A 26,890-nucleotide genomic window follows, 5' to 3' on the forward strand; every position below is an offset into this window, starting at 1 on the left:
GCCTTTCGTCCCTCTCCGGCGACGGGTGCGCTATGCCCCCTTTTTGCGGGCACCATCGGAGGACAAGCCCAAACCCCGGCGCGGTCGTTTCAACCCTACCCCAGCCCCGCCAAACGCGCCTGCAGGAACAGGCGCTCGGCGCTTGGCGGGCTGAGCGCGAGGGCGGCGCGATAGGCTTGGGCGGCGGCATCCATGTCCCCCGCCCGCGCGAGCAGTTCCGCGCGGGCGGCGTGCCAGGGCAGCCACCCTTCCACCCCGCGCGCGCCGCGAAGATCGTCGAGCGCGGCGAGCCCCGCCGCCGGGCCTCGCGCGCCCGCCAGCGCCACCGCGCGGTTCACCGCCACCACCGGCCCTGGCCGCACCCGCAGCAGGGCGTCGTACAGCGCGACGATGACAGCCCAGGGCGGCGGCTCGCCCGGGCGGCGCCCCGCATGCGCCGCATGGATCGCGGCGAGCAGCTGATACGGCCCCGTCGCCCCCGGTAGCCGGGCGGCGCGGTGGAGCAATGTTTCGCCCGCCGCGATCATCGCGCGGTCCCACCGCGCGGGGTCTTGCCGATCGAGCGGCACCATCATCCCCGCCGCATCCACCCGCGCCCCGCGCCGCGCCTCCGCCAGCCGCAGCATCGCCGCGAGCGCCAGCACTTCGGCTTCCCCCGGAATCATCTCGGCGAGCACGCCCGACAGCGCGACCATCTCCAGCCCGATCGCCGCGCTCGGTCCGTCGAGCGCCGCGTCGCCATGCGCCTCGGCATAGGCGATTTCGAGCGTCGCGAGCACGCTCGCCAGCCGATCCGGCCAATATGCTGGCCCCGGCACCTCATAGCCGATGCCCGCATCCCTGATCTTGCGCCGCGCCCGCGTCAGCCGCTGGGCGAGCGTGGCCTCGGGCAGCAGATAGGCGCGCGCGATCGCGTCGGGCGGCAGGCCGCAGACGGTGCGCAAGGTCAGCGCCACCCGCGCGGGGGGCTCGATCGCCGGGTGGCAGCAGGTGAAGATCAGCCGCAGCCGTTCATCGGGTATCGGCTCGGCGGCGGCCATCGCGATCTCCTCGGGCGTGGCGACCGGCGCGGGGGCGTCGGCCGGCGCCGCGTCGCGCACCTTGGCATGGCGGGCCATGTCCCAGGCGCGGCGCAGCGCGACCGCATAGAGCCAGGCGGCCGGGTCGCGCGGCGGATCGGCGCCCCAACTGGCGGCGGCGGCGAGGCAAGCATGGCCGAAACATTCCTCGGCCAGGCTCAGGTCGCGCAGCCGGGCGGCGAGCGCGGATAGCACGCGCCCGCCGGCCTGCCGGAACGCCTGTTCGAGCGGGCTCAGCCCGGCATCCCCAGCACCGGCCGCACCTCGACCGCGCCATGCGCGCCGTGCGGCACCTGCTTGGCCCAGGCGATGGCCTCATCCAGGCTCGCGACCTCGATCACATAGAAGCCGCCCAGCAGCTCCTTGGTTTCGGCATAAGGCCCGTCATGCACCGCCTGGGAGCCATCGGCGGCGGTGCGCACGGTGGTCGCGCTATGGCTGAGGTGGAGCCCCGCGCCGCTGAACTCGACCCCTGCCTGGGCGAGCGCGCCGCCGAACGCCATGTGCTTGCCGAGCACCGCGCGCCACGCCTCGCCGTCCTCGCCGCCCGGATAATTGGCTTCGTCCTCGAAAATGGCGAGCATGTATTTCATCGTCGATCTCCCGTCTGGATCGCGCGCCCCGTGCGGCGTTCCACAGGATAGACGGGCGAGCCGCGCGCGAAACGACAAAGCCGACAGAAATTTTTCGCGGCGACGGGCTCGGGCGCCGCCATTTTCCTGCCGCGGCATTGCGCGTATAGGCGCGCGGATGACCCCCCGCACTTTCCACGTAAAAAGCTTCGGCTGCCAAATGAACGTCTATGATGGCGACCGCATGGCCGAGCTGATGACCGAACAGGGCCTCAGCGCCACCGACGACGCTTACGCCGCCGATCTGGTGATCCTGAACACCTGCCACATTCGCGAGAAAGCGACCGAGAAGGTCTATTCGGACATCGGCCGGCTGCGCAAACATGGGCAAGACCCGCTGATCGCGATCGCCGGCTGCGTCGCGCAGGCCGAGGGCGCGGAGATCGTCGCGCGGGCGAAGGTGGACGTGGTGGTCGGCCCGCAGGCCTATCACCGCCTGCCCGAACTCGTCGCGCGGGCGGCGCAAGGGAACGCGGCGGTCGATACCGACATGCCGGCCGAGAGCAAATTCGGCGCGCTTCCCAAGCGCCGCCGCGTGCCGCCCTCGGCGTTCCTGACGGTGCAGGAAGGCTGCGACAAATTCTGCACCTATTGCGTCGTGCCCTATACCCGCGGCGCCGAGGTGAGCCGGCCCTTCGCCGCGATCATCGACGAGGCCAAGGCACTGATCGACGCGGGCGCGCGCGAGATCACCCTGCTCGGCCAGAATGTGAACGCCTGGGAAGATGACGGGCGCGGCCTGCATGATCTGATCGCCGCGCTCGACAAGCTGCCCGGCCTCGCGCGCATCCGCTACACGACCAGCCACCCCAACGACATGAGCGAGGGGCTGATCGCCGCGCACCGCGATGTCGAAAAGCTGATGCCCTTCCTCCATCTGCCGGTGCAGGCGGGAAGCGACCGGGTGCTGAAGGCCATGAACCGCAGCCACACGGCCGGCGGCTATCTGCGCCTGCTCGATCGCATCCGCGCCGCGCGCCCCGATATCGCGCTGTCGGGCGATTTCATCGTCGGCTTCCCCGGCGAGACCGAGGCGGAGTTCGCCGAGACCTTGGCGCTGGTCGACGCCGCGGGCTACGCTCAGGCGTTCAGTTTCAAATATTCGCCGCGCCCCGGCACTCCTGCCGCCGAGATGGCCGAGCAGATCGCGCCCGAGATCATGGACGATCGCCTCCAGCGTCTGCAGGCGGCGCTCAACCGCGATCAGGCGGCGTTCAACGCGGCGAGCGTGGGGCGGCGCTGCGCGGTGCTGATCGAGCGCGAGGGCAAGAAGCCCGGGCAGAAGCTCGGCAAGTCACCATGGCTGCAATCGGTGATCGTCGAGGGCGATCACGCGATCGGCGACATGGTCGAGGTGGCGCTGGTGAGCGCCGGGCCGAATTCGGTGAGCGGGGTGGCGCTATCGTCGAGCGTCGGCGGCGATCCCGTGGCGCCCGCGTCGAGCCAGGCGAGCTTCGCGCGCAGATGACGGCGCATCCGGTCGAGCGCTTCCGCCTGGCGATCGAGCCGGTCGAGCTGCGACGCGGTCACCTCGCGCGTCCGCTCGGGAGACATGCCGCCTTCATATTCCGCGATCAGCGCGGCGACTTCGCGCAGCGAAAAGCCGAGCGCCTGCGCCGTGCGGATCATCCGCGCGCGCGCCAGCTGATCCGGCCCGAACAGCTGATAGGGGTTGGCGCCGCCCTTGCTGCCGTGCGCGGGGTGAAGCAGCCCCCGGCGCACATAGAAGCGCACCGTGTCGTTGCTCATGCCCGCTGCCCGAGCGAAGGCGGAGATCATTAGGGCTTGACCTTGGACCATGGTCCACTCTTATCAGCGCGAGCTCCATTTGAGGAGCTTGTGATGTCGAAAATCGCTTTGGTTACCGGCGCTTCTTCGGGAATTGGCGCCGCCGCCTGTCGTCGCCTCGCCGCGCGTGGCTTCACGGTGTACGCCGCCGCCCGCCGCCAGGATCGGCTCGCCGCAATCGCGAGCCCGCACATCCTGCCATTGCCGCTCGATCTGACGCGGGCCGATTCGATCGCCACGGCGGCGGCGCGCATCGCGGACGAGGCGGGACGGCTGGACGTGCTGGTCAACAATGCCGGCTATGGCGCCTATGGCGCGCTGGAGGAGGTGCCGATCGACGAGGCGCGGCGCCAGTTCGAGGTCAATCTGTTCGGCCTCGCCGCGCTCACCCAGCACGTCCTGCCGCTGATGCGCGCCCAGCGGAGCGGGCGGATCATCAACATCAGCTCGATCGGCGGCAGCACCCACGAGCCGTTCGGCGCCTGGTATCACGCGACCAAATTCGCGCTGGAGGGGTTGAGCGATTGCCTGCGGCTGGAGCTGAAACCGTTCGGCATCCAGGTCGTCGTCATCGCGCCGGGCGGGGTGCGGACCGAATGGGGCGGGATCGCGTGTGACAGCCTGATCGCGACTTCGGGCGCGGGGCCTTACGCGCCCTATGCCCGGCGCCATGCCGGGCTGCTCCGCGCCGCCGACCAGTCCCGCTACCTGACCGAGCCTGATCGCATCGCCCAGGCGATCGAACGCGCCGCGCTCGCCCGGCGCCCGCGCACGCGCTACCTGCTCGGCATGGGCGCGAAGCCGCTGAAGATCGCGCGCGTGGTGCTGGGCGACCGGGGCTTCGATCGGCTGATGTGGTCCATGTCGCAATCCCGACGCGCCTAGGCCTAAGTCCTGCTTGCGGCGCGGGACCGGGCGGGCGTGGCCGGAGTGCCACGCCCGCCGCTGGCCGCCTGGGGGACTTCGTGCTCAGGGCTGAAAACAGCCCATGTCGCGCATTTCGTCGAAGACGCAGCATAGAAACTCGATCCGCAACTGCACGTCTTCGCAGGTTTCAAGCTGGCCGGCGGGCGAGATGAAATTGGTCAGCGGCCCAATCAGCTCAAGGGTCGCCCGGTCGCGCTCTTGCGGGTCAACGTAGAAACGGATCACCGAGTCGAGCCGGCTGGCCAGTTCAACACCGGCTTCGCGTGGCACCAGGTCGCTGCGGCACATATCGTATCTCCCGTGCGCTTGAAGCGCCGACTCGATCTTGACTTGCTATTTTGTACCGATACGAATAAAATTCACCGGGCACAAGAGGAATATGTAGTTGTCGCTACAAAAACGGCAGCGGGGTCGGCCGCGCCAATATGATCGGGAAACGGCGCTGCTCGCCGCGCGGAGGCTTTTCTGGGAGAAGGGCTTCTCTGCCTCGTCGATCGACGAGCTGTGCGATGTGATGTCGATCAGCAAGCCCACGCTCTATGCGGGCTTTGGCAACAAGCTGGAACTCTATCTGGCGGTGCTGCGCCAGTATGAGGCCGAAGGCCGCGCCGCGATGGCGGAGCGGCTGGCGCATCCCGATCTCGCGACCGCGCTGCGCCAGGCGGCGGCGGGCGCGGTGTCGAACTTCCTGGCCGGGGAATTTCGCGGACGCGGCTGCCTGCTCGTCGGCACCGCGGTCGTCGAAGCGGCGACCGAGCGCGCCGTGCAGACCGAACTGCGCAACGACATGCTGGCGAGCGGCGCGCTGTTCGAGGCGCGCTTCGCCCGGGCGGTGGCCGAAGGCTTCGCGGCGCCCCTGTCGCCCGCGCTGATGGGGGCGATCATGCGCGACGCCATTTACGCGGCCGCGCTCCACGCCCGCGCCGGCGCGGGCCGCGAGGAATTGCTCGCGACGCTGGAGTCGGTGATCGTGCTGCTGGCTGGTTCAGCCGCCAAGAGCGACGCGGCGCGCTCGCTCTGCTAACGCTTGAGCAACCGCCCGAGCAGCCCGCCGCGCTTGGGCGGCGCCAGTTCCCACCGGCATTCCTGCCCCTGGACAAGGGCGTCGACATAGACCAGCCCGCCCTCCTCCACCCGCACCAGTCGCGCATAGGGCAGCCGGCGCGAGATCGGGCGGCGGACCAGGGTGACGGGGTCGATCACGCACAGCTCGAACCCGCCGGGCACGAAAGTGGAGGCATAGACGTGCCCCTCATGCTCGATCGCTGGCGGCAGATAGCGGAACGCACCCTTCGGCTGGCGGCCGTTGATGTGAAGCAACCCGCAGCCAGGCCCGCCCTGCCCAACCTCGAGCACATCCTCCCAGGAAAGATCGAGTGTCATCGTATCACCGTCACCATTTGGCTGCTTGCGGGTCAAGGCGTCACACCCAACAACCGGGCGCGATCGGCAAGCCGTTCGACCGCGGCGCTATGGATACCCGGGGCCGAGGCCAGCACGCCGAACGCCTGCGCGCGCGCGGTGTTGAAGGCCAGCGGCACCCCGAACGCGTCGCTCACCGCCGCGCCTGCCTCGGTTGCGATCAGCGCGGCGGCGGCAACGTCCCATTCATAGCCCCAGCGCAGGGTCGCGACCAGATCGGCCTCGCCGCCCGCCACCATGGCGATACGCAGCGCAATCGAATTCGGCTTCGGAACCGCGACCAGATCGCTGTCCTCGCGCGGCAGGCTGTCGGTCGGGACGCGCGCGCCGCTGAAGTCGGTCCGGGTGGCGCAGCGCAGCCGGGTATCGCCGCGCCACGCGCCCGCCCCCGCCGCCGCCCACCAGCGATGCCCGATCGCCGGCGCATCGAGCACGCCCAGCACCACCTGGCCGCGCTCGGCGAGCCCGATCGACACCGCCCAGCCGCTGCGCCCGCGCACGAAATCGCGCGTGCCGTCGATCGGATCGACCACCCAGACGCGCTCGCACGCCAGGCGATCGGCATTGTCGGCGGTCTCCTCGGAAAGCCAGCCGGCGTCGGGAAGCAGCGCCGAGAGCCGCGCGCGCAGCAGCGCGTCGAGCTCCAGATCGACCTCGCTCACCGGGTTGCCCGGTGTCTTGTCCCACCTTTTGAAACCCTCGCCCGCGCGGCGCAGCGCCAGCGCGCCGGCCTCCGCCGCGATCGCGCGGACCGCGTCGACCAGCTCAGCCACTCGCCACCGTCAGCCCGTCGATCCGCAGCGTCGGCACGTTGATGCCATAGCGGAACGCAAGGTCGCTCGCGGGAGTGAGCGCGCGGAACATGTCCTTCAGATTGCCGGCGATGGTGAACTCGCTCACCGGCCGGGTGATCTCGCCGCGCTCGATCAGGAAGCCGGCGGCGCCGCGCGAATAATCGCCGGTGACGCCGTTCACCCCCATGCCGATCAGTTCGGTGACATAGATGCCGCGCTCGATCTCGCCGATCAGCGTTTCGCGCGGCAGGTGGCCCGCGGCCATGTAGAGGTTGCTCGGCGCGACCCCCACGCCGGCGCCGCCGCGCGCGGCATGGCCGGTCGGCTCCAGCCCCAGCTGCCGGGCCGAGGCACTGTCGAGCAGCCAGGTGGCGAGCACCCCGTCGCGCACGATGTCGCCCGGGCTCACCGCCAGCCCCTCGCCATCGAACGGGCGCGAGCGCAGGCCGTGGGGGCGATGCGGATCGTCATGGATCGTCACCCCGGCCGCGAAAATCTGGGTGCCGAGCGCGTCGAGCAGGAAGCTCGTCTTGCGCGCGATCGCCTGGCCCGAGATCGCACCGAGCAAATGGCCGAGCAGCGAACCGCCGACGCGCGGATCGAACACGATCGGCAGCGCGCCGCTCTCGACCCGACCCGCGCCGACCCGCGCCACCGCGCGCTCGCCCGCCTGCCGACCCACCACTTCGGGCGCCTCGACCAGCCGGGCGTGGCGGGCGGTGGAATAAGCGTAATCGCGCTCCATCGCGCCCTGATCGCCCGCCAGCACCGAGGCGGAGAGGCTGTGGGTGGTGCTCGCATAGCCCCCGGCGAAGCCGTGGCTGGTGGCGAGCGCGACGATGCCGCGATGCGCGCTCGCCCCCGCGCCTTCGCTGTTGGTGACCCCGGCGACGGCGCGCGCGGCATCTTCGGCCGCGAGCGCGCGGGCCTTGAGTTCGGCGGGCTCGGGCTCGGTGGGATCGTCGAGATCGAGCTGCGGCGGCAGTCCGTGGAGCAGCCGCTCGGCGGGCGCGAGCCCCGCCCAGTCATCCTCGGGCGCGGCGCGGGCCATCGCGATCGCGCGCTCGACCAAGTCTTGCAGCGTTTGCGGCGCGAAATCGGCGGTCGAGACACTCGCGCCGCGCTTGCCGCAGAACACGCGCAGCGACAGCTCGGCGCTTTCGCTGCGCCCGACATCCTCGAGCGCGCCGAGCCGCACCGAGACATCGAGCGATTGATCGGCGGCGACCAGGGCATCGGCGGCATCGGCCCCGGCCCGGCGCGCGGCCTCGACAATCGCGGCGGCCCGGTCGCGGGCTTGTTCGACGGTTAGCATCCCGCCCGACTTAGGGGGCGATTCCGGGCTTGTGAACCCTCAGGCGCTGCCCACCACCAGACAGCCGAGGAACATCAGCGCCCCCGCGCCGCGATTGGCGCGGAAGCGGGCGAGCGCGCCGGCGCCGTCATCGGGATCGAGCGTCGCCACTTGCCAGGCGAGATGCCCCGCGACCGGCAGCAGCGCGAGCAGCGCCAGCGGATCGGGTCGCGCGCCCCACACCGCCAGCGCCCACAGGCCGATCGCGAGCAGGTAAAAGCCCGCCACCCCCGGCCGCACCCGCGCCCCCAGCGCCCGCGCGGAGGAACGCACGCCGATCAGCGCGTCGTCATCACGGTCTTGCAGGGCATAGATGGTGTCATAGCCGACCACCCAGGCCACGCTGCCGGCATAGAGCGCCAGGCCCGGCCAGACGAACCCGCCGCTCGCCTCGACCCAGCCGACCAGCGCCGCCCAGGAGAAGACCATGCCGAGCCAGGCCTGCGGCCACCAGGTGATGCGCTTCATGAACGGATAGGCGGCGACCAGCGCCAGGCTCGCGAGCGACACCAATTGCGCGGGGAGGTGGAGCTGGAACAGCACCACCAGCCCCACCAGGCACAGCAGCACCAGCCACGCCCAGGCAGCCTTGAGCGACACCGCGCCCGAGGCGAGCGGCCGCTTGGCGGTGCGCGCGACCTGCGCGTCGAGGTCGCGATCGACGATGTCGTTATAGACGCATCCCGCCCCGCGCATCGCCACCGCGCCGAGCAGCAGCCACAGGATCAAATCCCAGCGCGCGACGGCCGCGCCGGCGAGCGCGACGCTCCATGCGCCGGGCCAGAACAGCAGCCACCAGCCGATCGGCCGATCGAAGCGGGCGAGCGCGGCGAAGGGGCGCGCCCGCGCCGGCAAATGCCGCCACAGCCCCTGCAGTTCGATATCGGGAACGGCCTCCATCGCGCGCGGCTGTGCCATGCGCGCGGCGTGGGGGCAATTGGGCGCGCGGCATGGCCGGCCCGGCGGCCGCTGCGCCTGAGTTCCACCCACCCCAACCCCTCCCTTGTAGGGAGGGGCGATGCTACCGCCAAAGCCAGCCTAAAGCCCCTCCCTCCTAGGGAGGGGTTGGGGTGGGTATGGCCGGACGCCTGCCAGCCTGGAAACCCCCTCACCCCGCCGGTGTGCAATCATAGCTCACCCACTCATCGGGGCGCGCCGGCAGGATCGCCCGGATCGCGTCCTGCGCCTGGGCGAACTCGCTCAATTGCGCGGGGTCGCGGGTGCAGGCCTTCAGCGTCATCGCCTCGCGCAGCTTGCGCGCGCGCGCCATTTCGCGGGCGCCGAGATAGTAGCGATTCTCGGTATAGATGCCGAGTTCGGGCCGATAATCGAGCAGCGACACGGTCTGCTCGCCCTGCGGCACCAGCAGCCGCTCCCATTGGCGGCCATTCTCGACATATTGGGTGCGGCCGTTGACACAGCCATCGCCGCGCCAGTCGAGCGGCATGTCGCGCGGTACGGTGAGGTTGATGCGGCTGCGCGCCGGCACCGGGCGGCAAAGGAGCTTGCCCGCCATCGTCCGCTGTCCCGCGACGGTCGCCGCCGCGATGCTTGGCAAGGTGACGGTGCCCGTCGGCCGCAGGAAGAAGGTGAGCAGCGCCGCGATCGCGAGCACGCCGCCGCCGATCACCCAGCTCCGCGCCGGCCGCCCCTGTGACCCCCGCAGCGCGCCCCATCCAGCGAGGGTCGCGCCGAGCACCAGCAGCAGCGTCGCCGCGCCGATAAAGTTCTCGCGCAGCCACAGCTGGCGCTCGCGCATCGTTTCGATCGCCGCGTCGCGCTTGGCGGCGGCCGCGCTCGCCGCCTTGGCATCCGCGTCGGCGAGCTGTTCCGCGCGCGCGGCGGCGGCGGCCTCGTCCTGCTTCAGCCGATCCTCGACGCTCACGCAATCGGCGCCCGTGGAAGCGTAAGCCTGCCCCGCCTCGCGCAGGAAGGCGGCGAATTCGGTGTCGGCGATCGCGAAGCCGAAGGTCGAATCGCCCTCCTCGGCGCGGGTGATCGCCGAATTGACCCCGATCACTCGCCCGCATTGATCGAGCAGCGGCCCGCCCGAATTGCCGCGCGCGATGCCGGCGGTGTGAAGCAGCACCTCGACGCTCGTCAGCCGCCGGCGCCCGGCATAGCCGCCCTGGCTGCGCACCGGGCTCAGCGGCTTGATGAAATCGACGGCGCTCTGCGCGGTCGCGAGATCGACATTGCCCGGATAGCCGAGCGCAACCACCGTCTCACCATCGTTCACCGGCCCGGGATAAAGCGTGAGCGGCGGCAGCGTCGCGCCGCTGAATTCGATCAGCGCCAGGTCGCGCTTGGGATCATAGGCGATCAGCCGCCCGCGAAAGCTCTTGTCGCCCTCGCTCGGCACCACCCCGATCACCACATTGTCGGGATAGCGCGCGGCTAGCTCCACGACATGCGCGTTGGTGACGATGCGGTTGGGCGCGATCGCGAAGCCGCTGCCATGGCCGAAGCCGACAATCTCGCCATCGGTGGAGGCGATGGTGACGACGCGCACCACGCCCCGGCCCGCGGTCGAAATATCATCCGCCCGCGCCGGAGCGGCGAGGCCGAGCAGGAGCAGCAGAGCGAGGAGCAGGCGCGCGATCATCGCGCCCTCTTAGCGTGCCCGCCGCCGCCCCGCCATCGGATCAGACGCGATAGACGCTCACCTCGGTAACGACCCCGCCGACGAACGCCTTGCCCGAACACAGCAAGGCAAGCGCGCCCGGCGGGGTCGCGACGCCGGCGACGACACGCGCGTGCAACACGTCGTCGGTCGCGATCGGGATATGCTCGCGATCGAGCAGGATCACGGTCGCCTCGCCATCATTGCCTATCCTGCTGCACTGTCCCCAGACGATCTCGTTTCCCCAGATGATCAGGGACAAGTCGTCCAACGATGAGGATTTGTCCGCTGAGATCGCCTTGATGCTCATGGCTGTTCCTTCCGTCTGTTCAGGGCACGGGAGCGGCGGGCGGCACGGCGGGCGCGGCAGGCGCGGGGATGCCCCAGGCGGTTATCGCCGCTTGAAGATCCGCCTTGCTGCACAAGGATTTGGTGATCTGCTCCAGCAAGGCGTCGCGCACCTCGTCCTCGCTGAGCGCCACACCCGCCGCATCCTTCACCGGCACCCCCGCCTGCGCCGCGATCGCCTGCAACTTGGGCAGGTTGGCGGCGCCGGTCAGCCCGCGCAAATGGCTGGCGAGCTGCCCGCGCAGCACGAAGCTGTCGGGCGCGGGGACACAGGCGCGAGTCGCGGCGACGTTGAACGCGGCCTGGCGCGCATCGTCCGAGGCCGATCGGCTGAGCTTCTGGAGCGCGGTGTCGAGGCTGGGGGCACCTTCATAAGCGCGCAGGTCGATCAGCGCGATTTCCAGCGGATAGTCGCTGATGGGCTGCTTCATGCCGGTGAGCAGCGCGACCTTGGCCTGATCGCGTGCGGCGTTCATCTCGTCGATCAAGGCGGACAGCGTGCGCTCATAAAACACGTCCCGGCTGATCGCGGCGCGGCTGCCGGTAACGGCGGTCGCGCTCGCCGCCAGGCCACGCGCCGCCCCCGCGCCGGCGACCGAGGCGGCACCGCTCAGACCGAAACCAAGAATATCGAGCGCGAGCCCGCTACCCCGAAATTGTCGCGACAAATGCCGCAAGAACTGCTGGTAGCGGTAATCAATCGCCTGAATCTGCAACCCGATGAATTTATCGCGCGCGAGCTTGGCCTGGGCCAGCTGCGTTGCCGTGGGGATACCACTTCTAATCGCGGCGGAAACATCGCCCTGCGCCTTCAGATAGTCATAGTCCTTGGCCTGCTTGAGCACGGGTTTTTCGGAAATAGTGGGCTGGGGCCGTGCATCGAAAGACGCGCAAGCTGATAGCATGAACAATGCAATAAAGCAGCCATGCATAGCCGGCGCTCGGCTTCGCATCGTCATCGAAACGCCTCCCTTATTCAGGGCGTGAACGACATGATCGTTTCACATCATACGCGATCGGCACTTGGTTTGCCATGGACTCACAAGAAATTATAAGGGTCCACATCCACCGTCACGCGCACTTTGGCGGGCCAGGCGAGGCCGCCGAGCCATTCCCGGATCACGCCCTGCACATCCAGCGCGCGCCGCGCATGGACGAGCAGGCGGAAGCGGTGCCGCCCGCGCAGCATCGCGAGCGGGGCGGGGGCGGGGCCGAACACTTCCATCCCCTCGGGCGCGGGGGCGCGCTCGCGGATCAGCTTGGCGCTGAGCTCGGCGGCGACCTTGTCCTCGCTCGACACGATGATCGCCGCGAAGCGCCCGAACGGCGGCGCCCCCGCCTCGCGCCGCGCCTCGGTCTCCGCGGCATAAAAAGCCTCGCGGTCGCCCGCCACCAGCGCCTGCAGCACCGGCGCGCGCGGATCATAGCTTTGCAGGAAAACCCGCCCCGGCTTCGCCCCGCGCCCCGCGCGCCCCGCGACCTGGGCGATCTGCTGGAAAGTGCGCTCCGCCGCGCGCAGATCACCCCCCTTCAGCGTCAAATCGGCATCGACCACGCCGACCAAAGTCAGCTCGGGGAAGTGATAGCCCTTCGTCACCAGCTGGGTGCCGATCACCAGATCAATATCGCGCGCCTCCATCCGGTGGACGAACTCGGCGGCCTTGGCGGGGGACCAGATCGTGTCGGAGGTGACGATCGCGCGCTTCGCCTCCGGCCAGAGCAACGCCGCTTCATCAGCGATGCGCTCGACCCCCGGGCCGCACGCGACGAGCGTATCGGGGTTGGCGCATTCGGGGCACACTTCCGGCACGCGCTCGATATGGCCGCAATGATGGCAGGCGAGCCGCGCGACGAGCCGGTGCTCGACCATCCAGGCGGTGCAATTGGGGCACTGGAAACGGTGCCCGCAGGTGCGGCAGAGCGTCAGCGGCGCATAGCCGCGCCGGTTGAGGAACAGCAGCACCTGCTCGTGCCGCGCCAGCGTCTCGTCGATCGCGGCGACGAGTTTGGGCGAGAGCCAGCGCCCGCGCTCGGGCGGCTCGGCGATCAGGTCGATCGCCTCGATGCTCGGCAGTTGTGCGGGGCCGTAGCGGCCGGGGAGCGTCACCTCGGCATAGCGGCCGAGCGCCACCTGATGCCGCGTCTCGATCGCGGGCGTCGCCGAGGCCAGCACCACCGCGCAGCCTTCGAACTTGCCGCGCATCACCGCTACGTCGCGCGCGTGGTAATGGACGCCTTCTTCCTGCTTGAAGCTCGTCTCATGCGCTTCGTCGACCACGATCAGCCCGAGCCGGGCATAGGGCAGGAACAAGGCCGATCGCGCGCCCACCGTCACCAGCGCCTCGCCGCTCGCGATCGCGCGCCAGGCACGGCGGCGCTGCGATTGGCGCAGGTCCGAATGCCAGGCGACCGGCGCCACGCCGAAGCGCTGGGCGAAGCGCTTCAGGAACGGCTCGGTAAGCGCGATCTCGGGGAGCAGGACGAGGCTTTGCTTGCCCGCGCGGATCGCCGCCGCGATGGCCTCGAAATACACCTCGGTCTTGCCCGATCCGGTGACGCCATCGAGCAGGATCGGCGCGAACTCGGCGGCCGTCACCGCCCCGATCAGCCGGTCCGCCGCCTCGGCTTGTGCGGGGGATAGGGTGGGCGCCGCGTGATCGGGGTCGGGCGCGTCGAACGGCGCGTCGAGCGCCACTTCCACCGCCTCGACCGCGCCCGCCTTCACCAGCCCCCGGATCACCGCGTCGCTCACCCCCGCCGCCAGAGCCAGCTCGCGCACCAGCCCCTGCCGGCTGGCGATCCGCTCCAATGCCTGCGCGCGTTGCGGGGTGAGCCGATCGGGCACCTCCCCCGTCGCGCGATATTCGAGCAAGGTGCGTCCGCCCTCGAGCGCGGAGGAAGAGGGCATCGCCATCCGCAGCACCGCCGCGAGCGGGGCGAGATAATAATCGGCCGTCCATTCGATCAGCCGCCGCAGGGGCGCCCCGATCGGCGGCGCGTCGGCGACGGCGAGCAGATTGCGGAGCCGGTTGTCGCCCACCGGCTCGGCGGGCAGGCGGTCCTCTTCCCACACCACGCCGAGCAGCTGGCGCGGTCCGAGCGGTGCGGTGACAATGCTGCCGGGCACCACCGCCATCCCCTGCGGCACCCGGTAATCGAGCGGCCCCAGCGCATTGTTCATCAGGATCACACGCGCCCGGGCCATGCGCGCTAGATCGACGCGCGCCGCGGCAAAGGCAAGCTTTCGCCGCGCCGCGCTTTGGGTTAGGCGGCGCGCGACACCGCTTTGCGAGGGGCCTCCCATGAAATTCTTCGTCGATACCGCCGATACGTCCGAAATCCGCGATCTCGCCGCCTCGGGGCTGGTCGACGGGGTGACGACCAACCCCTCGCTCATCGCCAAATCGGGCCGGCAATTCCTGGAAGTGGTCGAGGAAATCTGCGGCATCACCGATGGGCCGGTGTCGGCCGAAGTGGTCGCGCTCGATCATGCCGAAATGATGCGCGAGGCCGAAATCCTGCGCAGGATCGCCGACAACGTCACGATCAAGGTGCCGCTCACCATCGAGGGGCTCAAGACCTGCAAAGCGCTGACCGATGACGGCACGATGGTGAACGTGACGCTGTGCTTCTCGGCGAACCAGGCGCTGCTCGCGGCCAAGGCGGGGGCGACCTTCATCTCGCCCTTCGTCGGCCGGCACGACGATGTGGGCTTCGACGGGATGGAGCTGATCCGCGACATCCGCCTGATCTATGACAATTACGCCTTCGACACCGAAATCCTGGTCGCGAGCGTGCGCCATCCGGTGCACATTCTGGAAAGCGCCCGGATCGGCGCCGACGTGATGACCGCGCCGCCGGCGGTGATCCGCCAGCTGGTGAAGCACCCGCTGACCGATAAGGGGATCGAGGGGTTTCTCGCGGACTGGGCGAAGACCGGGCAGAGCATCGGGTAACAAGCCCGACCTCCGGCGCGCGTGCCGCTGAACCAATCGCCGCGCGCCAGCACCGCTGACTGCTTTCGGAGATTCGCTTGATGCCGCCGATCCTGCTCATTCACGGCCTGATCGGCTCGCTCTCCGCGCCCGCGATCTTGCGCGCCTTTGGTGAGGCCGAGGTGCTGGCACCCGATCTGCTCGGTTATGGCACGGCCCATGCGGCTGCCCCGGTCGACTGGACACTCGCGGATCAGGCCGATCATCTCGCCGGGTGGCTCGATCGGGCGGGGATAGCGGAGCCCGTCCATCTTGTCGGTCATTCGGTGGGCGGCGCGGTCGCGGTGCTGTTCGCGCGTCGTTATCCAGGCCGGACAGCGTCGCTCACCAGCGTCGAGGGCAATTTCACGCTGGGCGACGCCTTCTGGTCGCAGCAGATCGCCCGCCAACCGCTGGCCGAGGTTGGGGCAACGCTGGCCGGGTTTCGCGCCGATGTCACCGGATGGCTCGCCGGCGCTGGGGTCGAACCGACGCCCGCGACACTCGAAATCGCGACGGATTGGCTGGCGCGTCAGCCCGCCGCGACGCTGCGCAATCAGGCGCAGGCGGTCGTCGCCGCGACCGGGCAGCCGGAGTATCTGGCCGATGTGCGCCACCTGCTCGACAGCGGCCTGCGCTTAAACCTGATCGCGGGCGAGCGCAGCCGCGCCGAATGGCACGTGCCCAACTGGGTAATGGCGGCGGCGGCGCGCGATTGCGATCTACCGGGCTGCGGCCATTTGCTGATGCTGGAAGACCCGAATGGCTTCGCGGACGCGGTACTAGCCGGACTAAGCGATTAGGGGCCAGGATAGGCCGAACCTGCGTGCACGGTTCGCTTACCTGTTATCCCGGTAGCGCGTGCGGAGCTGGCCTCTCAAGGTTCCACGTTCGATTGGACGCTGCGACCCCCACGCGCTACGACGTTACCACCATGGCACTGGAGCTGATCGGGAAAAATCTGCACCAAGACATCGGATGTTGCGCGAATGACGTTGATGATCTGGCTCGGTACGTGCTGGATTTTTTATCCGTCGAGGAGCGAGCGAAGCTTTGCGCCTATCTTGCCGACGCGCTGAACAGGCTTACCCCGTCGGAGCTGAAAGGTAGGTTGAATCGAACCTGCGCGGCGCACTACTTCACCTCGAAGGGCGCCGACCAGTTTTTGCGTTCGATATTCGCGCTTCTCCAAGCGGATGGCCGATAACGATGCACCCCCTCCCCCCCGCCTTCGCCGCGCATCTGGCGCGCGACAAGCGCCGCTCGCCGCACACGGTGCGCGCCTATCTGGCGAGCGCCGAGCGGTTGGTCGCTTTCCTCCAGGACCATTGGGGTCGCGCGATCGACGCGGCGGCGTTCGGCCAGCTCTCCGCCGCCGATCTGCGCGCTTTCCTGGCCGCCCGGCGCGCGGAGGGGCTCGGCAATGCTTCCGCCGCGCGTGAGCTGGCCGCGATCCGCGCGTTCCTGAAGTTCGCCGGCGCGCCCTGCCCGCCGCTCAAGGGGCCAGCCGTCAAGAAGAGCGTGCCGCGCCCGATCGCGCCGCACGAGGCGGTGGCGCTCGCCGACACGGTCGCCGAGGATGCCGCCGAACCCTGGATCGCCGCGCGCGACCTCGCGCTGCTGCTGCTCCTCTATGGCGCGGGCCTGCGCATCGGCGAGGCACTGGCGCTCCCCGGCGCGGCGCTGCCCTTGGGAGAGACGCTCGCTGTCACCGGCAAGCGCGCCAAGACGCGGATCGTGCCGCTGCTGCCCCAGGTGCGCGCGGCGATCGAGGATTATGCCTGGCGGCTGCCCTATCCGCTCAAGCCCGACGCGCCGCTGTTCCGGGGCGCGAAGGGCGGCGCGCTCAATCCCGGCGTGGTGCGGCGCGCGGTGCGGCAGGCGCGGCGCACGCTCGGGCTCGGCGAGCGCACCACGCCGCATGCGCTGCGCCACAGCTTCGCGACGCATCTGCTCGGGCGCGGCGCCGATCTGCGCGCGCTGCAGGAGCTGCTCGGCCATGCAAGCCTCAGCTCGACACAGATCTACACCCAGGTCGATGCCGCGCAGCTGCTTGACATCTACCGCCACGCGCATCCGCGCGCGTGATCAGGCGCCCCCGCCCGGCACGGCGCGGCGGCGCAGCGCGCGCGCCTCGAACAGCTGCCACAGCACCACCACCGGCACGCCGAAGCTCACGTCGCGCGCGCGCTTGACGATCGACAGCGCCAGCGCCGGCCCCGCCGCGAGCCCGAAGATCGGGCCGAGCAGCGCATAGGCCGCCTCCTGCACCCCGATTCCACCCGGCACCAGGAAAGCGACGGTGCGCAGCGCGAAGATCAGCGCCTCGATCGTCAGCACGTCGATCAGCGGCAGCGGGCGGCCCATCGCGTGGAGCGCGATCCACCCCGCCATCCCCGATCCGATCCAGCCGATGAAGTGGAGCAGGAACGCGCTCACCACGCGCTCGCGCCGGCGATAGACCGCGACGAGCTGGTCCTGCACCTGGTCGAACGTCGCGAGCGAGGCCGGCAGCACATGCCCGGCGAGCCCCTTGGCGATGCGCAGCATCGGCCGCTGGGCGAAGGCGAAGGCGGCCATCAGCCCCGCCATCGCCGCCGCGCCGGCGAGCACCGGCGGCAGCACCGCGCCATGCCCCTCCAGCCGCGTCAGCAGCACCACGACCCCGAACAGCGTGAACAGCAACTGCCCGGCGAGCTCGGTCGTCTGATCGGCGATCATCCCGGCATAGAGCGGCGCGGGCGGCACCCCCGCCGTCACCGCCGCGCGCGCGCCGATCACGATGCCGCCGACTTGCGAGAAAGGCAGCACTTCGCTCGACGCATCGCGCACCGTGCGCGCCCAGATCAGCGAAGCGATCGCGCGGCGCGGCACGCCCGGCGTCACCAGCCACCAGCAAAAGCCGAGCAGGCCGAACACCAGGAACTGCCAGGCGACCAACGCCGCCAGCCCGCCGACCCCGGCGACGCCCACCGCGTGCAGCACCTCCGCCCAGCCATTGGCGCCGATCAGCCACAGCGCGAGCGCGAGGCCGGCGATGGTGAGGATCAGGGCGAGATAGCGGAGCATGGGGTGCTTCTAGTGGGAGCCGGCTTGGGAGACGGCGAGAAACGCGCAAAAGCCGGGAGCGCCAAACTCCTCCCCTGCAAGGGGAGGGGGACCACGCGTAGCGTGGTGGACGGGTATCCCCCTCTAATTGCCGGGGACACCCCTCCGTCAGCGCTTCGCGCTGCCACCTCCCCTTCCAGGGGAGGAGCAGCGGCTCGCGTCCCTACGCCGCCTTGTCCTGATGGCGGTTGCGCAGGAAGTCGAAGAACTCGACACCTTCGCGCAGGCGGCGCTTCATCATCGTCGGGCTCGTCACCATCTCGCCGACGATCGAGCCGATCTTCGAGGGGCGGAAGTAGAACTTCTTGTAGAAATCCGCGACCGATTCGAAAATCTGCTCCGCCGGCAGGTGCGGATAGCTGAGCTGCGCGATCTGGGTGCCGCCCTCGGTCACCAGATGGTCGGTGCCGTCGAACCAGCCATTCTCGATCGCCTGCTTGTAGAGGAACGTGCCCGGATAGGGCGCCGCCAGCGACACCTGGATGGTGTGCGGGTTCACTTCCTTGGCGTAGGCGATCGTCTCCTGGATCGTCTCGTGCGTTTCGCCCGGCAGGCCCAGGATGAAGGTGCCGTGGATGGTGATCCCCAGCTCGCGGCAATCCTTGCTGAACTTCTTGGCGACTTCGATCCGCAGGCCCTTCTTGATGTTGTGCAGGATCTGCTGGTTGCCGCTTTCATAGCCCACCAGCAGCAGGCGGCAGCCATTGTCGCGCATCACCTTCAGCGTTTCGCGCGGCACGTTCGCCTTGGCGTTGCACGACCAGGTGACGCCCAGCTTGCCCAGCTCCCGCGCCAGCGCTTCGACGCGCGGGATATTGTCGGTCAGGGTATCGTCGTCGAAGAAGAGTTCCTTCATCTGCGGGAACGCCTTCAGGACGTATTTCACCTCGTCGATCACATGGCCGACCGAGCGGACGCGGTAGTTGTGCCCGCCCACCGTCTGCGGCCACAGGCAGAAGGTGCAGCGGCTCTTGCAGCCCCGGCCGGTGTAGAAGCTGACATAGGGGTGCTTCAGATAGCCGATGAAGTATTTCTCCATCTCCAGGTCACGCTTGTACACCGGCGTGACGAAGGGCAGCTGATCCATGTCCATCAGCGTGTCGCGATCCTCGTTATGGATCACGACGCCTTCGCTGTTGCGATAGCTGATGCCCTTGATGTCGGCGAAGGGAATGTCCTTCGCCACGTCGAGGATGGTGAAATCGAATTCGTTGCGCGCGACGAAATCGACGCTGGGGGCGTTTTCCATCGCCCAGGCGGCGTCTACCGCCACGGTCGCGCCGATGAAGCCGATCTTCAGCTTGGGGTTCAGCGCCTTCAGCATCTCCGCCACCTTCACGTCCGAACGGAAGCCGGGGGTGGAGGTGTGGAGCACGATCAGATCGCGCTCGACCGCGTGATGCTTGATGTCGTCGAAGGTCAGATCGTGCGGCGGCGCGTCGATCAGCTTGCTGTCGGGAATCAGCGCCGCCGGCTGGGCGAGCCAGGTAGGATACCAGAAGGAGCGGATCTCGCGCTTGGCCTGATAGCGCGAGCCAGCGCCGCCATCATAGCCATCGAACGAGGGCGCCTGGAGGAAAAGCGAGCGCATCATCAGCGGCAACATCCTTGAACCGAAAATTAGCGCGGAGCGTTAGCGCAGCTTTTGCCCGGCGCCAATCCGCAAGATTTCCTGTCACGCCGACTGTGGCAACCATAGGGCAAAATGGCGATGCCGGCGCGACGCGGTGCAACCTGTTCGGGCCTTCCCGCATCTTCCCCTGCCCCGGTGGCGCGGCTAGAGCGGCGCCATGGAGCTGGGCCATGAACCGATTTTGGTGACCGGGGCGAGCGGGTTCGTGGGCGCGGCGGTCGCGCGCGCGCTCGCCGCCCGGGGCGCCAGGCTGCGGCTGCTGGTGCGGCCGAGCAGCGACCGGACCAATCTGGCGGGGCTCGACGCCGAACTCGCCGAGGGCGATCTGCGCGACGCCGAGTCGGTCGCGCGGGCGATGCGCGGGGTGCGCTACCTGTTCCACGTCGCCGCCGATTACCGGATCTGGGCACCCGACCCGGAGGAGATCGTCCGCAACAACCGCGCCTCGACCGAGCATGTGATGCGCGCCGCGCGCGACGCGGGGGTGGAGCGGATCGTCTATACCTCCAGCGTCGCGACGCTGAAGCCGCTCGACGGCGGCGTCGCCGACGAAGCGCGCGCCGCGACGCCCGAACAGGCGGTCGGCGCCTATAAGCGTTCCAAGGTGGTCGCCGAACGGCTGGTGGAAGCGATGGCGGCGGACGGTCTGCCGGTGGTGATCGTCAACCCCTCCACCCCGATCGGCCCGCGCGACGTGAAGCCCACCCCCACCGGGCGCATCGTGATCGAGGCGGCGAACGGCAAGATGCCGGCCTATGTCGACAGCGGGCTCAACCTCGCCCATGTCGACGATGTCGCCGCCGGGCACCTGCTCGCGCTGGAAAAGGGGCGGATCGGCGAGCGTTATATCCTGGGGGGCGAGGATGTGCGGCTGGGCGACATGCTGGGCGCCATCGCCGGCTTGGTGGGGCGCAAGCCGCCGACCGTGCGCATCCCGCGCGCGCCTCTGTTCCCGCTGGCCTACGCCAACGAGGCGTGGTGCCGGTTGAGCGGCAAGCCCGATCCCTTCCTGACCGTCGATTCGCTCAAGATGGCGGCGCACAACATGTTCTTCTCGTCCGCCAAGGCGGCGCGCGAGCTGGGCTATCGCGCGCGGCCCTCGATCGAGGCGCTGGGGGACGCGATCGCCTGGTTTCGCGCGGCGGGGAAGATCGCATGATCGCGTTCGGCATCGGCGCGGCGGCGCTCACCGCCTGGATCGTGATCGTGTTCCTGCGCGACCGCTTCTGGTGGACCCGCGAGCGCGACCATTTCGATATTCCGAGCGAACCGATCCGCTGGCCAAGCGTCACCGCCGTCGTCCCCGCGCGCGACGAGGCGGAGGTGATCGGCGAGTCGATCGGCAGCCTCATCGCGCAGAAATATCCCGGCGACTTCCGCATCATCCTGGTCGACGACAATAGCAGCGACGGCACCGGCGAGATCGCCCGCGCGGCCGCCGCCGGATCGGACCGGCTGACGGTGCTGAACGGTGCTCCGCTCGCCGCCGGCTGGACGGGCAAGCTGTGGGCGGTGAATCAGGGAATCGCGGCGGCGGGCACGCCCGACTTTCTGTGGCTGACCGACGCCGACATCGCCCATGCCCCCGATACGCTCCGCTCGCTGGTGACGCGGGCGGTGCGTGACGACCGGGTGCTCGTCTCGCTGATGGCGCGGCTGCGCTGCGAGAGCCTGACCGAACGCGCGCTGATCCCGGCGTTCGTGTGGTTCTTCGCGATGCTCTATCCGTTCGGCGCGGTGAACCGGGGCCGGGTGGGCGCGGCGGCGGGCGGCTGTATGCTCGCGCGGCGCGAGGCGCTGGAGGCGGCGGGCGGCATCGCCGCGGTACGCACCGCGCTGATCGACGATTGCGCGTTCGGGGCGCTGATGGCGAAGCAGGGCCGGGTCTGGCTGGGCCTCACCAACCGTTCGGTCTCGATCCGCCGCTACGACACATGGGGCTCGGTCGGCGCGATGATCGCGCGTTCGGCCTATGCGCAGCTCGGCTATTCGGCGCTGCTGCTGGCGGGGACGCTGCTGGGGCTGGCGCTCCTCTATCTCGCCCCGCCCTTGCTCGCGCTGTTCGGGGAAGGCTATGCGCGCGGGCTTGGACTGGGGGCCTGGGGGCTGATGGCGATCGCCTTTCAACCGATGCTGCATTTCTATCGCCGCTCGCCATTGTGGGGGCTGGCGCTGCCGGCGATCGCGGCCTTCTATGCCGGCGCGACCTTCGCCTCGGCGCTCGCGTTCTGGCGCGGGCGCGGCGGGATGTGGAAAGGGCGCGCGCAGGCCGCGCTCGGGGCACGCGCATGACCAGCCAGACGCTGAGCGCCGCCACGCTCGCCTCGGGCAAGGGGCACAAGGACGAAAATTTCCCGGTCGCCTCTTGGCTGCTGAAGCCGCGGCACCGCGCGCCGATCATGGCCTTCTACCGCTTCGCCCGCGCCGCCGACGATGTCGCCGATAACGAGCACGCGACTGCCCCGGAGCGGCTGGCGTTGCTCGGGGCGATGCGCGCGACGCTCTCAGGCGGGTCTGACGCTGCCCCGGAGGGGCTGGCGTTGCGCGAAGTGCTCGCCGAATACCGGCTTTCGCCGCAGCACGGCCTCGATCTGCTCACCGCGTTCGAGCGCGATTGCACCGTCAACCGCTGCGCGACCTGGGCCGATCTGATCGACTATTGCCGCGTCTCGGCGATGCCCGTTGGGCGCTATGTACTTGATGTTCATGGCGAAGATCGCGCGACCTGGGCCGCGAACGATGCCTTGTGCGCGGCCCTTCAGGTGATCAACCACCTCCAGGATTGCGGCAAGGATTACCGGAAGCTCGACCGCGTCTACATCCCCCTCGACCTCCTCGCCCGCGCCGGCGCCCGGGTAGAGGATCTGGGCGGCGAACGGGCTACCCCTGGACTGAAGGTGGCGATCGCGGAATGCGCGCGGTTGACCCAGGGGCTGCTCCAACAATCGGCGCGCTTCGCCCGTGACATTCGTGACACAAGATTGGCGATGGAAGTCGCCGCGATTCAGGCACTTGCCGAGCGGCTAACGGCGCGGCTGCGCACCGCTGATCCGCTGAGGGAGAAGGTGCATCATTCGAAGGCGCAGATGGCGTGGATCGCCGGCCGCGCCGCACTCGCCCGGGCGCTGCGATGAACCCCAAGACCACCCCCGGCGCGCTCCAGGCGCAGGTTTCGGGCAGCAGCTTCTACGCCGGAATGCGCGTGCTGCCCAAGGCCGAGCGCGAGGCGATGTACGCCGTCTACGCCTTTTGCCGCGCGGTGGACGATATCGCCGACGACCAGCAGGGCGACGCCGAAGGCCGCCGCGCCGAGCTGGAGGCGTGGCGCGCCGATATCGATTCGCTTTATGCCGGCGGCGATGCCGGGCGGGCGGCGCTGGTGGCCGATGCCGTCCAGCACTTCCAGCTCAACCGCACCGATTTTCACGCCGTGATCAACGGGATGCTGATGGATGTCGAGCGCGACATTCGCTGGCCCGATTTCCAGACGCTCGATTATTATTGCGACTGCGTGGCGAGCGCTGTCGGGCGGCTTTCGGTGAAAATCTTCGGGATGGAGCCGCAGCACGGGCTCGATCTCGCCCACCATCTCGGCCGCGCACTGCAATTCACCAACATCCTGCGCGACATCGACGAGGATGCGGCGATCGGCCGCGTCTATCTCGCGCGAGAGCATCTCGCGGCGGCGGGGGTTGATCCCACTACCCCGGCCGAACTCGCGCGTGACCCGCGCGTCGATCACGCCGCGCGCGCTTTGGCGGTGAAGGCGCATGAGCATTTCGCCGCCGCCCATGCGATCCTTCAAGCTCGCCCCAAGGGGCACCTGATCGCCCCCCGGCTAATGGGCGCGGTCTATGAGAAGATCCTCAGCCGGATGGAGGCGCAGGGCTGGCAGCCACCGCGCAAGCGGATCAAGGTCAACAAGGTGGCGCTGATCTTCACCGTGCTGCGCCTGATGGCGGTGCGTTGAGCAGCGGTCGCAAAGCCTTTGTCGTCGGGGCGGGAATGGCGGGGCTTTCCGCCGCGACCGAACTCGCGCGGCACGGCTGGGCGGTGTCGCTCAGCGACAGCGCGCCACGCGCGGGTGGACGCTGCCGCAGCTATCACGACAAGGCGCTCGATCGTGTGATCGACAACGGCAATCACTTTGTTTTCTCCGGCAATCAGGCGGTCAATCATTTCCTCGGGCTGATCGGCACGGCCGACCGGATCGAAGGCCCCGATCACGCCGATTTCGCGATGATCGACATGCGTTGCGGCACGCGCTGGACGCTCAAGGTCAATGACGGGCGCTTGCCCTTCTGGATGTTCGACAAGGACCGCCGTGCGCCGGGCACGAAGCTCAGTGACCATCTCTCGTTGCTCCGCCTCGCCGCGACGCGGCCAGGGACGACGACGATCGGCGACATGATCACGCCCGCCGGACTGTTCTGGGACCGGGTGGTCGACCCGATGATGCTCGCGGTGCTCAACTGCCCGCCGGCCAAGGGCTCTGCCTGGCTCGCGGGACGCTTCCTGATCGAATCCTTCGCGCGCGGCGGGCGGGCGTGCCGAACGATGGTCGCGGTGCCGACGCTCGACGCGGTGTTCGTCGAACCCGCGCTCGCTTTTCTGGGCGCCCACGGCGCCGAACCGCGATTCAGCGCCCGGCTGCGCGGGCTAAGGTTCGAGGGGGACCGCGTGACCGGCCTCGACTTCGGCGAGCGGGTAGAGCCGGTAGGCGATGCCGCGGTGGTGCTCGCGGTTCCGCCCTGGGTCGCCGCCGATCTGGTGCCAGGGCTGACGGTGCCGACCGAGTTCTGCTCGATCCTGAACGCCCATTATCTGATGGCCCCGCCCCCGGGTGCACCGCCGATCACCGCGCTGATCGGCGCGACCGCGCAGTGGATCGTCTGCCATGACGATCGCATCTCGATCACGATCAGCGGCGCCGACGATGTGATCGATCAGGACCGCGAAGCGCTCGCCACGCGCATCTGGGGCGATATTCGCGCCGCGCTTGGCATCACCGCCGCGATGCCGCGCTGGCAGATCGTCAAGGAAAAGCGGGCGACCTTCGCCGCGACGCCCGAACAAAATGCCCGCCGCCCCGCTGCCGCCACAAAATGGCGCAATCTGTTCCTGGCGGGCGACTGGACTCAGACGAAGCTGCCGGCAACGATCGAAGGCGCGCTTCGTTCCGGCGTTACCGCCGCGCGATTGGCACAGAACGCCGCAATCGGCTAAGGAGCGCGGCCATGTCCGCCGATATTTTGACTCATGACCTTGTTTCCCAGGCCGACCGCGCGACCGAACGCGCCGCGACCGCCTTACGCGAACTGCAGCGCGACGATGGGCACTGGGTGTTTGAACTCGAAGCCGATTGCACCATCCCGGCCGAATATATCCTGCTGCGCCATTATCTGGGCGAGCCCGATGACCTGGCGCTGGAGGCCAAGATCGGGCGTTATCTGCGCCGCATCCAATCCGCCGAGCATGACGGCTGGGGCCTGTTCCACGCCGGCGCCTTTGACATTTCGGCGAGCGTGAAGGCCTATTTCGCGCTGAAGATGATCGGCGATGATCCGGACGCGCCGCACATGGCGCGCGCGCGCGCGGCGATCCACCGGGCGGGCGGGGCGGCGGCGGTAAATGTTTTCACGCGCATCCAGCTCGCGCTCTACGGCGCCGGCGGCTGGGACGTGGTGCCGACGATGCCCGCCGAGCTGATCCTGCTGCCGCGCTGGTTCCCGGTCCACCTCTCCAAGATGAGCTATTGGGCGCGCACGGTGATCGTGCCGCTGCTGGTGCTCGGGGTGAAGAAGCCCATCGCGAAGAACCCGCGCGGGGTGCGGGTGGACGAGCTTTACACCGTCAAGGACGCACCGCTCAAAAGCAATGTCGCGGGCGCCAAGCGCCACTGGCAGCTGTTCTTCGGCGCGATTGACAAGGTGCTGAAGGCCGCCGAGCCGGTGTGGCCCAAGCGCAGCCGCGAGCGCGCGATCCAGAAATGCATCGATTTCGTCGTCGAGCGGCTGAACGGCGAGGACGGCCTGGGCGCAATTTATCCCGCGATGGCGAACAGCGTGATGATGTTCGATTGCCTGGGCTATCCCGAGGATCACCCGCACCGCGCGATCGCGCGCAAGTCGGTCGAAAAGCTGCTCGTGGTGAAGGACGATGAGGCCTATTGCCAGCCCTGCGTCTCCCCCGTGTGGGATACCGCGCTCGCCGCGCACGCGATGCTGGAGGCGGGCGGCGAGGAGAATGAGGCGCGCGCCAAGGCCGGCCTCGAATGGCTGAAGCCGCTGCAGGTGCTCGATGTGGCGGGCGATTGGGCCGAGGAAAAGCCGGGGGTGCGCCCCGGCGGCTGGGCCTTCCAATATCGCAACGATCATTATCCCGATCTCGACGATACCGCCGTTGTGGTGATGGCGATGGACCGGGCCAAGGATAAGCTGGCGCTCGCCGGCGGATATGATCAGGCGATCGATCGCGGCATCGAATGGACCGTGGGGCTGCAATCGAAAAATGGCGGCTGGGGCGCGTTCGATGCCGACAACACCTATGATTATCTGAACAACATTCCCTTCGCCGATCACGGCGCCTTGCTCGATCCGCCGACCGCCGATGTGACGGCGCGCTGCGTCTCGATGCTAGCCCAGCGCGGCGAACCGCTGCAAAGCCCGCGGATGCAGGCGGCGATCCAGTATCTCGCCAAGGAGCAGATGGCGGACGGCAGCTGGTTCGGCCGCTGGGGGGTGAATTACATCTACGGCACCTGGTCGGTGCTGTGCGCGCTCAACGCGGCGGGGTTGGGTGGCGACCATCCGAGCATCGCCCGCGCGGCGGACTGGCTGGAGGAAATCCAGAACCCCGATGGCGGATGGGGCGAGGATTGCGACAGCTACAAGCTTGATTATGCGGGTTATGAGCCCGCCCCCTCCACCGCCTCGCAAACCGGCTGGGCCTTGCTCGCGCTGATGGCGGCGGGGCGGGTCGAGTCAGCCGCCGTCGAGCGCGGGGTGGCGTGGCTGATCGCCAACCAGGACGAAGACGGGCTGTGGGGCCAGGAGCACTATACCGGCGGCGGCTTCCCGCGCGTGTTTTATCTCCGCTACCACGGCTATCCGAAATATTTCCCGCTATGGGCGGTGGCGCGCTACCGCAATCTGAAGCGCGCGAACGACCCCCAGGTCGCATGGGGGATGTGACAAAATCCTCCCCGT

At 69.1% G+C, this 26,890-nt stretch carries 26 protein-coding genes and 1 pseudogene; 13 read left to right on the plus strand and 14 right to left on the minus strand.

The window, feature by feature from the left end; translation table 11 throughout:
* Nucleotides 1–95: 95 nt before the first annotated feature.
* Complete coding sequence (locus tag K2X73_RS08015) at nt 96–1,274, minus strand: DUF6596 domain-containing protein (protein ID WP_294109772.1); 1,179 nt, start codon at nt 1,272–1,274, stop codon at nt 96–98.
* Between the two features lie 38 nt (nt 1,275–1,312).
* Nucleotides 1,313–1,672, minus strand: coding sequence for a YciI family protein (locus K2X73_RS08020; protein WP_294109773.1), 360 nt, complete (start codon nt 1,670–1,672; stop codon nt 1,313–1,315).
* Between the two features lie 136 nt (nt 1,673–1,808).
* Here K2X73_RS08020 and miaB point away from each other — a divergent pair, with 136 nt between their 5' ends.
* On the plus strand, nt 1,809–3,179 hold the full coding sequence (gene miaB / locus K2X73_RS08025; RefSeq protein ID WP_294109823.1) for a tRNA (N6-isopentenyl adenosine(37)-C2)-methylthiotransferase MiaB: 1,371 nt from the start codon (nt 1,809–1,811) through the stop codon (nt 3,177–3,179).
* Nucleotides 3,180–3,226: 47 nt separating this feature from the next.
* On the opposite strand, the pseudogene K2X73_RS08030 reads toward miaB, so the two are convergent.
* Nucleotides 3,227–3,511 (minus strand): annotated as a pseudogene (locus K2X73_RS08030) (MerR family transcriptional regulator); the annotation flags it as partial.
* Between the two features lie 42 nt (nt 3,512–3,553).
* On the opposite strand from K2X73_RS08030, the gene K2X73_RS08035 reads away from it, so the two are divergent.
* Nucleotides 3,554–4,384, plus strand: coding sequence for an oxidoreductase (locus K2X73_RS08035; RefSeq protein WP_294109775.1), 831 nt, complete (start codon nt 3,554–3,556; stop codon nt 4,382–4,384).
* Between the two features lie 84 nt (nt 4,385–4,468).
* On the opposite strand, the gene K2X73_RS08040 is transcribed toward K2X73_RS08035, so the two are convergent.
* Complete coding sequence (locus tag K2X73_RS08040; protein ID WP_294109777.1) at nt 4,469–4,714, minus strand: hypothetical protein; 246 nt, start codon at nt 4,712–4,714, stop codon at nt 4,469–4,471.
* A 97-nt stretch (nt 4,715–4,811) separates the two neighbouring features.
* On the opposite strand from K2X73_RS08040, the gene K2X73_RS08045 reads away from it, so the two are divergent.
* Nucleotides 4,812–5,450 (plus strand): TetR/AcrR family transcriptional regulator, encoded by a 639-nt coding sequence (locus K2X73_RS08045; RefSeq protein WP_294109779.1) that lies wholly within the window; start codon nt 4,812–4,814, stop codon nt 5,448–5,450.
* Here the strand turns inward: K2X73_RS08045 and K2X73_RS08050 are convergent.
* The 8 genes from K2X73_RS08050 to K2X73_RS08085 form a co-directional block, all read right to left on the minus strand.
* Entirely contained in the window at nt 5,447–5,809 is a 363-nt protein-coding gene (locus K2X73_RS08050; protein WP_294109781.1) for a hypothetical protein, read from the minus strand. The genes K2X73_RS08045 and K2X73_RS08050 overlap by 4 nt on opposite strands.
* 32 nt (nt 5,810–5,841) lie before the next feature.
* The gene (locus tag K2X73_RS08055) at nt 5,842–6,621 is read right to left on the minus strand and encodes an inositol monophosphatase family protein (protein WP_294109783.1); all 780 of its coding nucleotides are present in this window, start codon (nt 6,619–6,621) and stop codon (nt 5,842–5,844) included.
* Complete coding sequence (locus tag K2X73_RS08060) at nt 6,614–7,957, minus strand: metallopeptidase TldD-related protein (protein WP_294109785.1); 1,344 nt, start codon at nt 7,955–7,957, stop codon at nt 6,614–6,616. The genes K2X73_RS08055 and K2X73_RS08060 overlap by 8 nt, the downstream gene beginning before the upstream one ends.
* 39 nt (nt 7,958–7,996) lie before the next feature.
* Nucleotides 7,997–8,914, minus strand: coding sequence for a 4-hydroxybenzoate octaprenyltransferase (ubiA, locus tag K2X73_RS08065; RefSeq protein ID WP_294109786.1), 918 nt, complete (start codon nt 8,912–8,914; stop codon nt 7,997–7,999).
* Nucleotides 8,915–9,104: 190 nt separating this feature from the next.
* Entirely contained in the window at nt 9,105–10,601 is a 1,497-nt protein-coding gene (locus K2X73_RS08070; RefSeq protein WP_294109788.1) for a trypsin-like peptidase domain-containing protein, read from the minus strand.
* 40 nt (nt 10,602–10,641) lie between these two features.
* Nucleotides 10,642–10,929, minus strand: a complete 288-nt coding sequence (locus tag K2X73_RS08075) for a hypothetical protein (protein WP_294109790.1) — start codon at nt 10,927–10,929, stop codon at nt 10,642–10,644.
* Between the two features lie 19 nt (nt 10,930–10,948).
* A complete protein-coding gene (locus tag K2X73_RS08080; RefSeq protein WP_294109792.1) occupies nt 10,949–11,812 on the minus strand; it encodes a hypothetical protein in 864 nt (287 codons plus the stop codon).
* Between the two features lie 194 nt (nt 11,813–12,006).
* Entirely contained in the window at nt 12,007–14,172 is a 2,166-nt protein-coding gene (locus tag K2X73_RS08085; protein ID WP_294109794.1) for a primosomal protein N', read from the minus strand.
* Nucleotides 14,173–14,269: 97 nt separating this feature from the next.
* Here K2X73_RS08085 and fsa point away from each other — a divergent pair, with 97 nt between their 5' ends.
* The 4 genes from fsa to K2X73_RS08105 all read left to right on the plus strand — a co-directional run bounded on the left by fsa (nt 14,270) and on the right by K2X73_RS08105 (nt 17,029).
* Entirely contained in the window at nt 14,270–14,923 is a 654-nt protein-coding gene (gene fsa, locus K2X73_RS08090) for a fructose-6-phosphate aldolase (protein ID WP_294109796.1), read from the plus strand.
* Between the two features lie 80 nt (nt 14,924–15,003).
* Nucleotides 15,004–15,744 (plus strand): alpha/beta hydrolase, encoded by a 741-nt coding sequence (locus K2X73_RS08095; RefSeq protein WP_294109824.1) that lies wholly within the window; start codon nt 15,004–15,006, stop codon nt 15,742–15,744.
* A 131-nt stretch (nt 15,745–15,875) separates the two neighbouring features.
* The gene (locus K2X73_RS08100) at nt 15,876–16,148 is read left to right on the plus strand and encodes a hypothetical protein (RefSeq protein WP_294109798.1); all 273 of its coding nucleotides are present in this window, start codon (nt 15,876–15,878) and stop codon (nt 16,146–16,148) included.
* Between the two features lie 2 nt (nt 16,149–16,150).
* The gene (locus tag K2X73_RS08105) at nt 16,151–17,029 is read left to right on the plus strand and encodes a tyrosine-type recombinase/integrase (protein ID WP_294109800.1); all 879 of its coding nucleotides are present in this window, start codon (nt 16,151–16,153) and stop codon (nt 17,027–17,029) included.
* Here the strand turns inward: K2X73_RS08105 and K2X73_RS08110 are convergent, their stop codons facing one another.
* Complete coding sequence (locus K2X73_RS08110) at nt 17,030–18,010, minus strand: lysylphosphatidylglycerol synthase domain-containing protein (RefSeq protein WP_294109802.1); 981 nt, start codon at nt 18,008–18,010, stop codon at nt 17,030–17,032.
* A 202-nt stretch (nt 18,011–18,212) separates the two neighbouring features.
* The gene (gene hpnJ, locus K2X73_RS08115) at nt 18,213–19,643 is read right to left on the minus strand and encodes a hopanoid biosynthesis associated radical SAM protein HpnJ (protein ID WP_294109804.1); all 1,431 of its coding nucleotides are present in this window, start codon (nt 19,641–19,643) and stop codon (nt 18,213–18,215) included.
* Between the two features lie 196 nt (nt 19,644–19,839).
* On the opposite strand from hpnJ, the gene hpnA reads away from it, so the two are divergent.
* From hpnA to shc, 6 genes are read left to right on the plus strand one after another with little or no spacing between them, the layout of a single operon-like run.
* Nucleotides 19,840–20,841, plus strand: coding sequence for a hopanoid-associated sugar epimerase (gene hpnA / locus K2X73_RS08120; protein WP_294109805.1), 1,002 nt, complete (start codon nt 19,840–19,842; stop codon nt 20,839–20,841).
* The gene (locus K2X73_RS08125) at nt 20,838–21,974 is read left to right on the plus strand and encodes a glycosyltransferase (protein ID WP_294109807.1); all 1,137 of its coding nucleotides are present in this window, start codon (nt 20,838–20,840) and stop codon (nt 21,972–21,974) included. The genes hpnA and K2X73_RS08125 overlap by 4 nt, the downstream gene beginning before the upstream one ends.
* Nucleotides 21,971–22,816: a squalene synthase HpnC gene (hpnC, locus tag K2X73_RS08130; RefSeq protein WP_294109809.1), complete on the plus strand. Its 846-nt coding sequence runs from the start codon at nt 21,971–21,973 to the stop codon at nt 22,814–22,816. Before K2X73_RS08125 ends, hpnC begins: the two co-directional genes overlap by 4 nt.
* Nucleotides 22,813–23,652 carry a presqualene diphosphate synthase HpnD gene (hpnD, locus tag K2X73_RS08135; protein ID WP_294109811.1) on the plus strand — a complete coding sequence of 280 codons (840 nt, stop codon included), beginning with the start codon at nt 22,813–22,815 and terminating at the stop codon, nt 23,650–23,652. Before hpnC ends, hpnD begins: the two co-directional genes overlap by 4 nt.
* Nucleotides 23,649–24,908 carry a hydroxysqualene dehydroxylase HpnE gene (hpnE, locus tag K2X73_RS08140; RefSeq protein WP_294109813.1) on the plus strand — a complete coding sequence of 420 codons (1,260 nt, stop codon included), beginning with the start codon at nt 23,649–23,651 and terminating at the stop codon, nt 24,906–24,908. The genes hpnD and hpnE overlap by 4 nt, the downstream gene beginning before the upstream one ends.
* 11 nt (nt 24,909–24,919) lie before the next feature.
* Nucleotides 24,920–26,875, plus strand: coding sequence for a squalene--hopene cyclase (shc, locus tag K2X73_RS08145; protein WP_294109815.1), 1,956 nt, complete (start codon nt 24,920–24,922; stop codon nt 26,873–26,875).
* The last annotated feature ends 15 nt before the right edge of the window (nt 26,876–26,890 follow it).

The sequence above is a fragment of the Sphingomonas sp. genome, assembly GCF_019746665.1.
Classification (GTDB): Bacteria; Pseudomonadota; Alphaproteobacteria; order Sphingomonadales; family Sphingomonadaceae; genus Sphingomonas.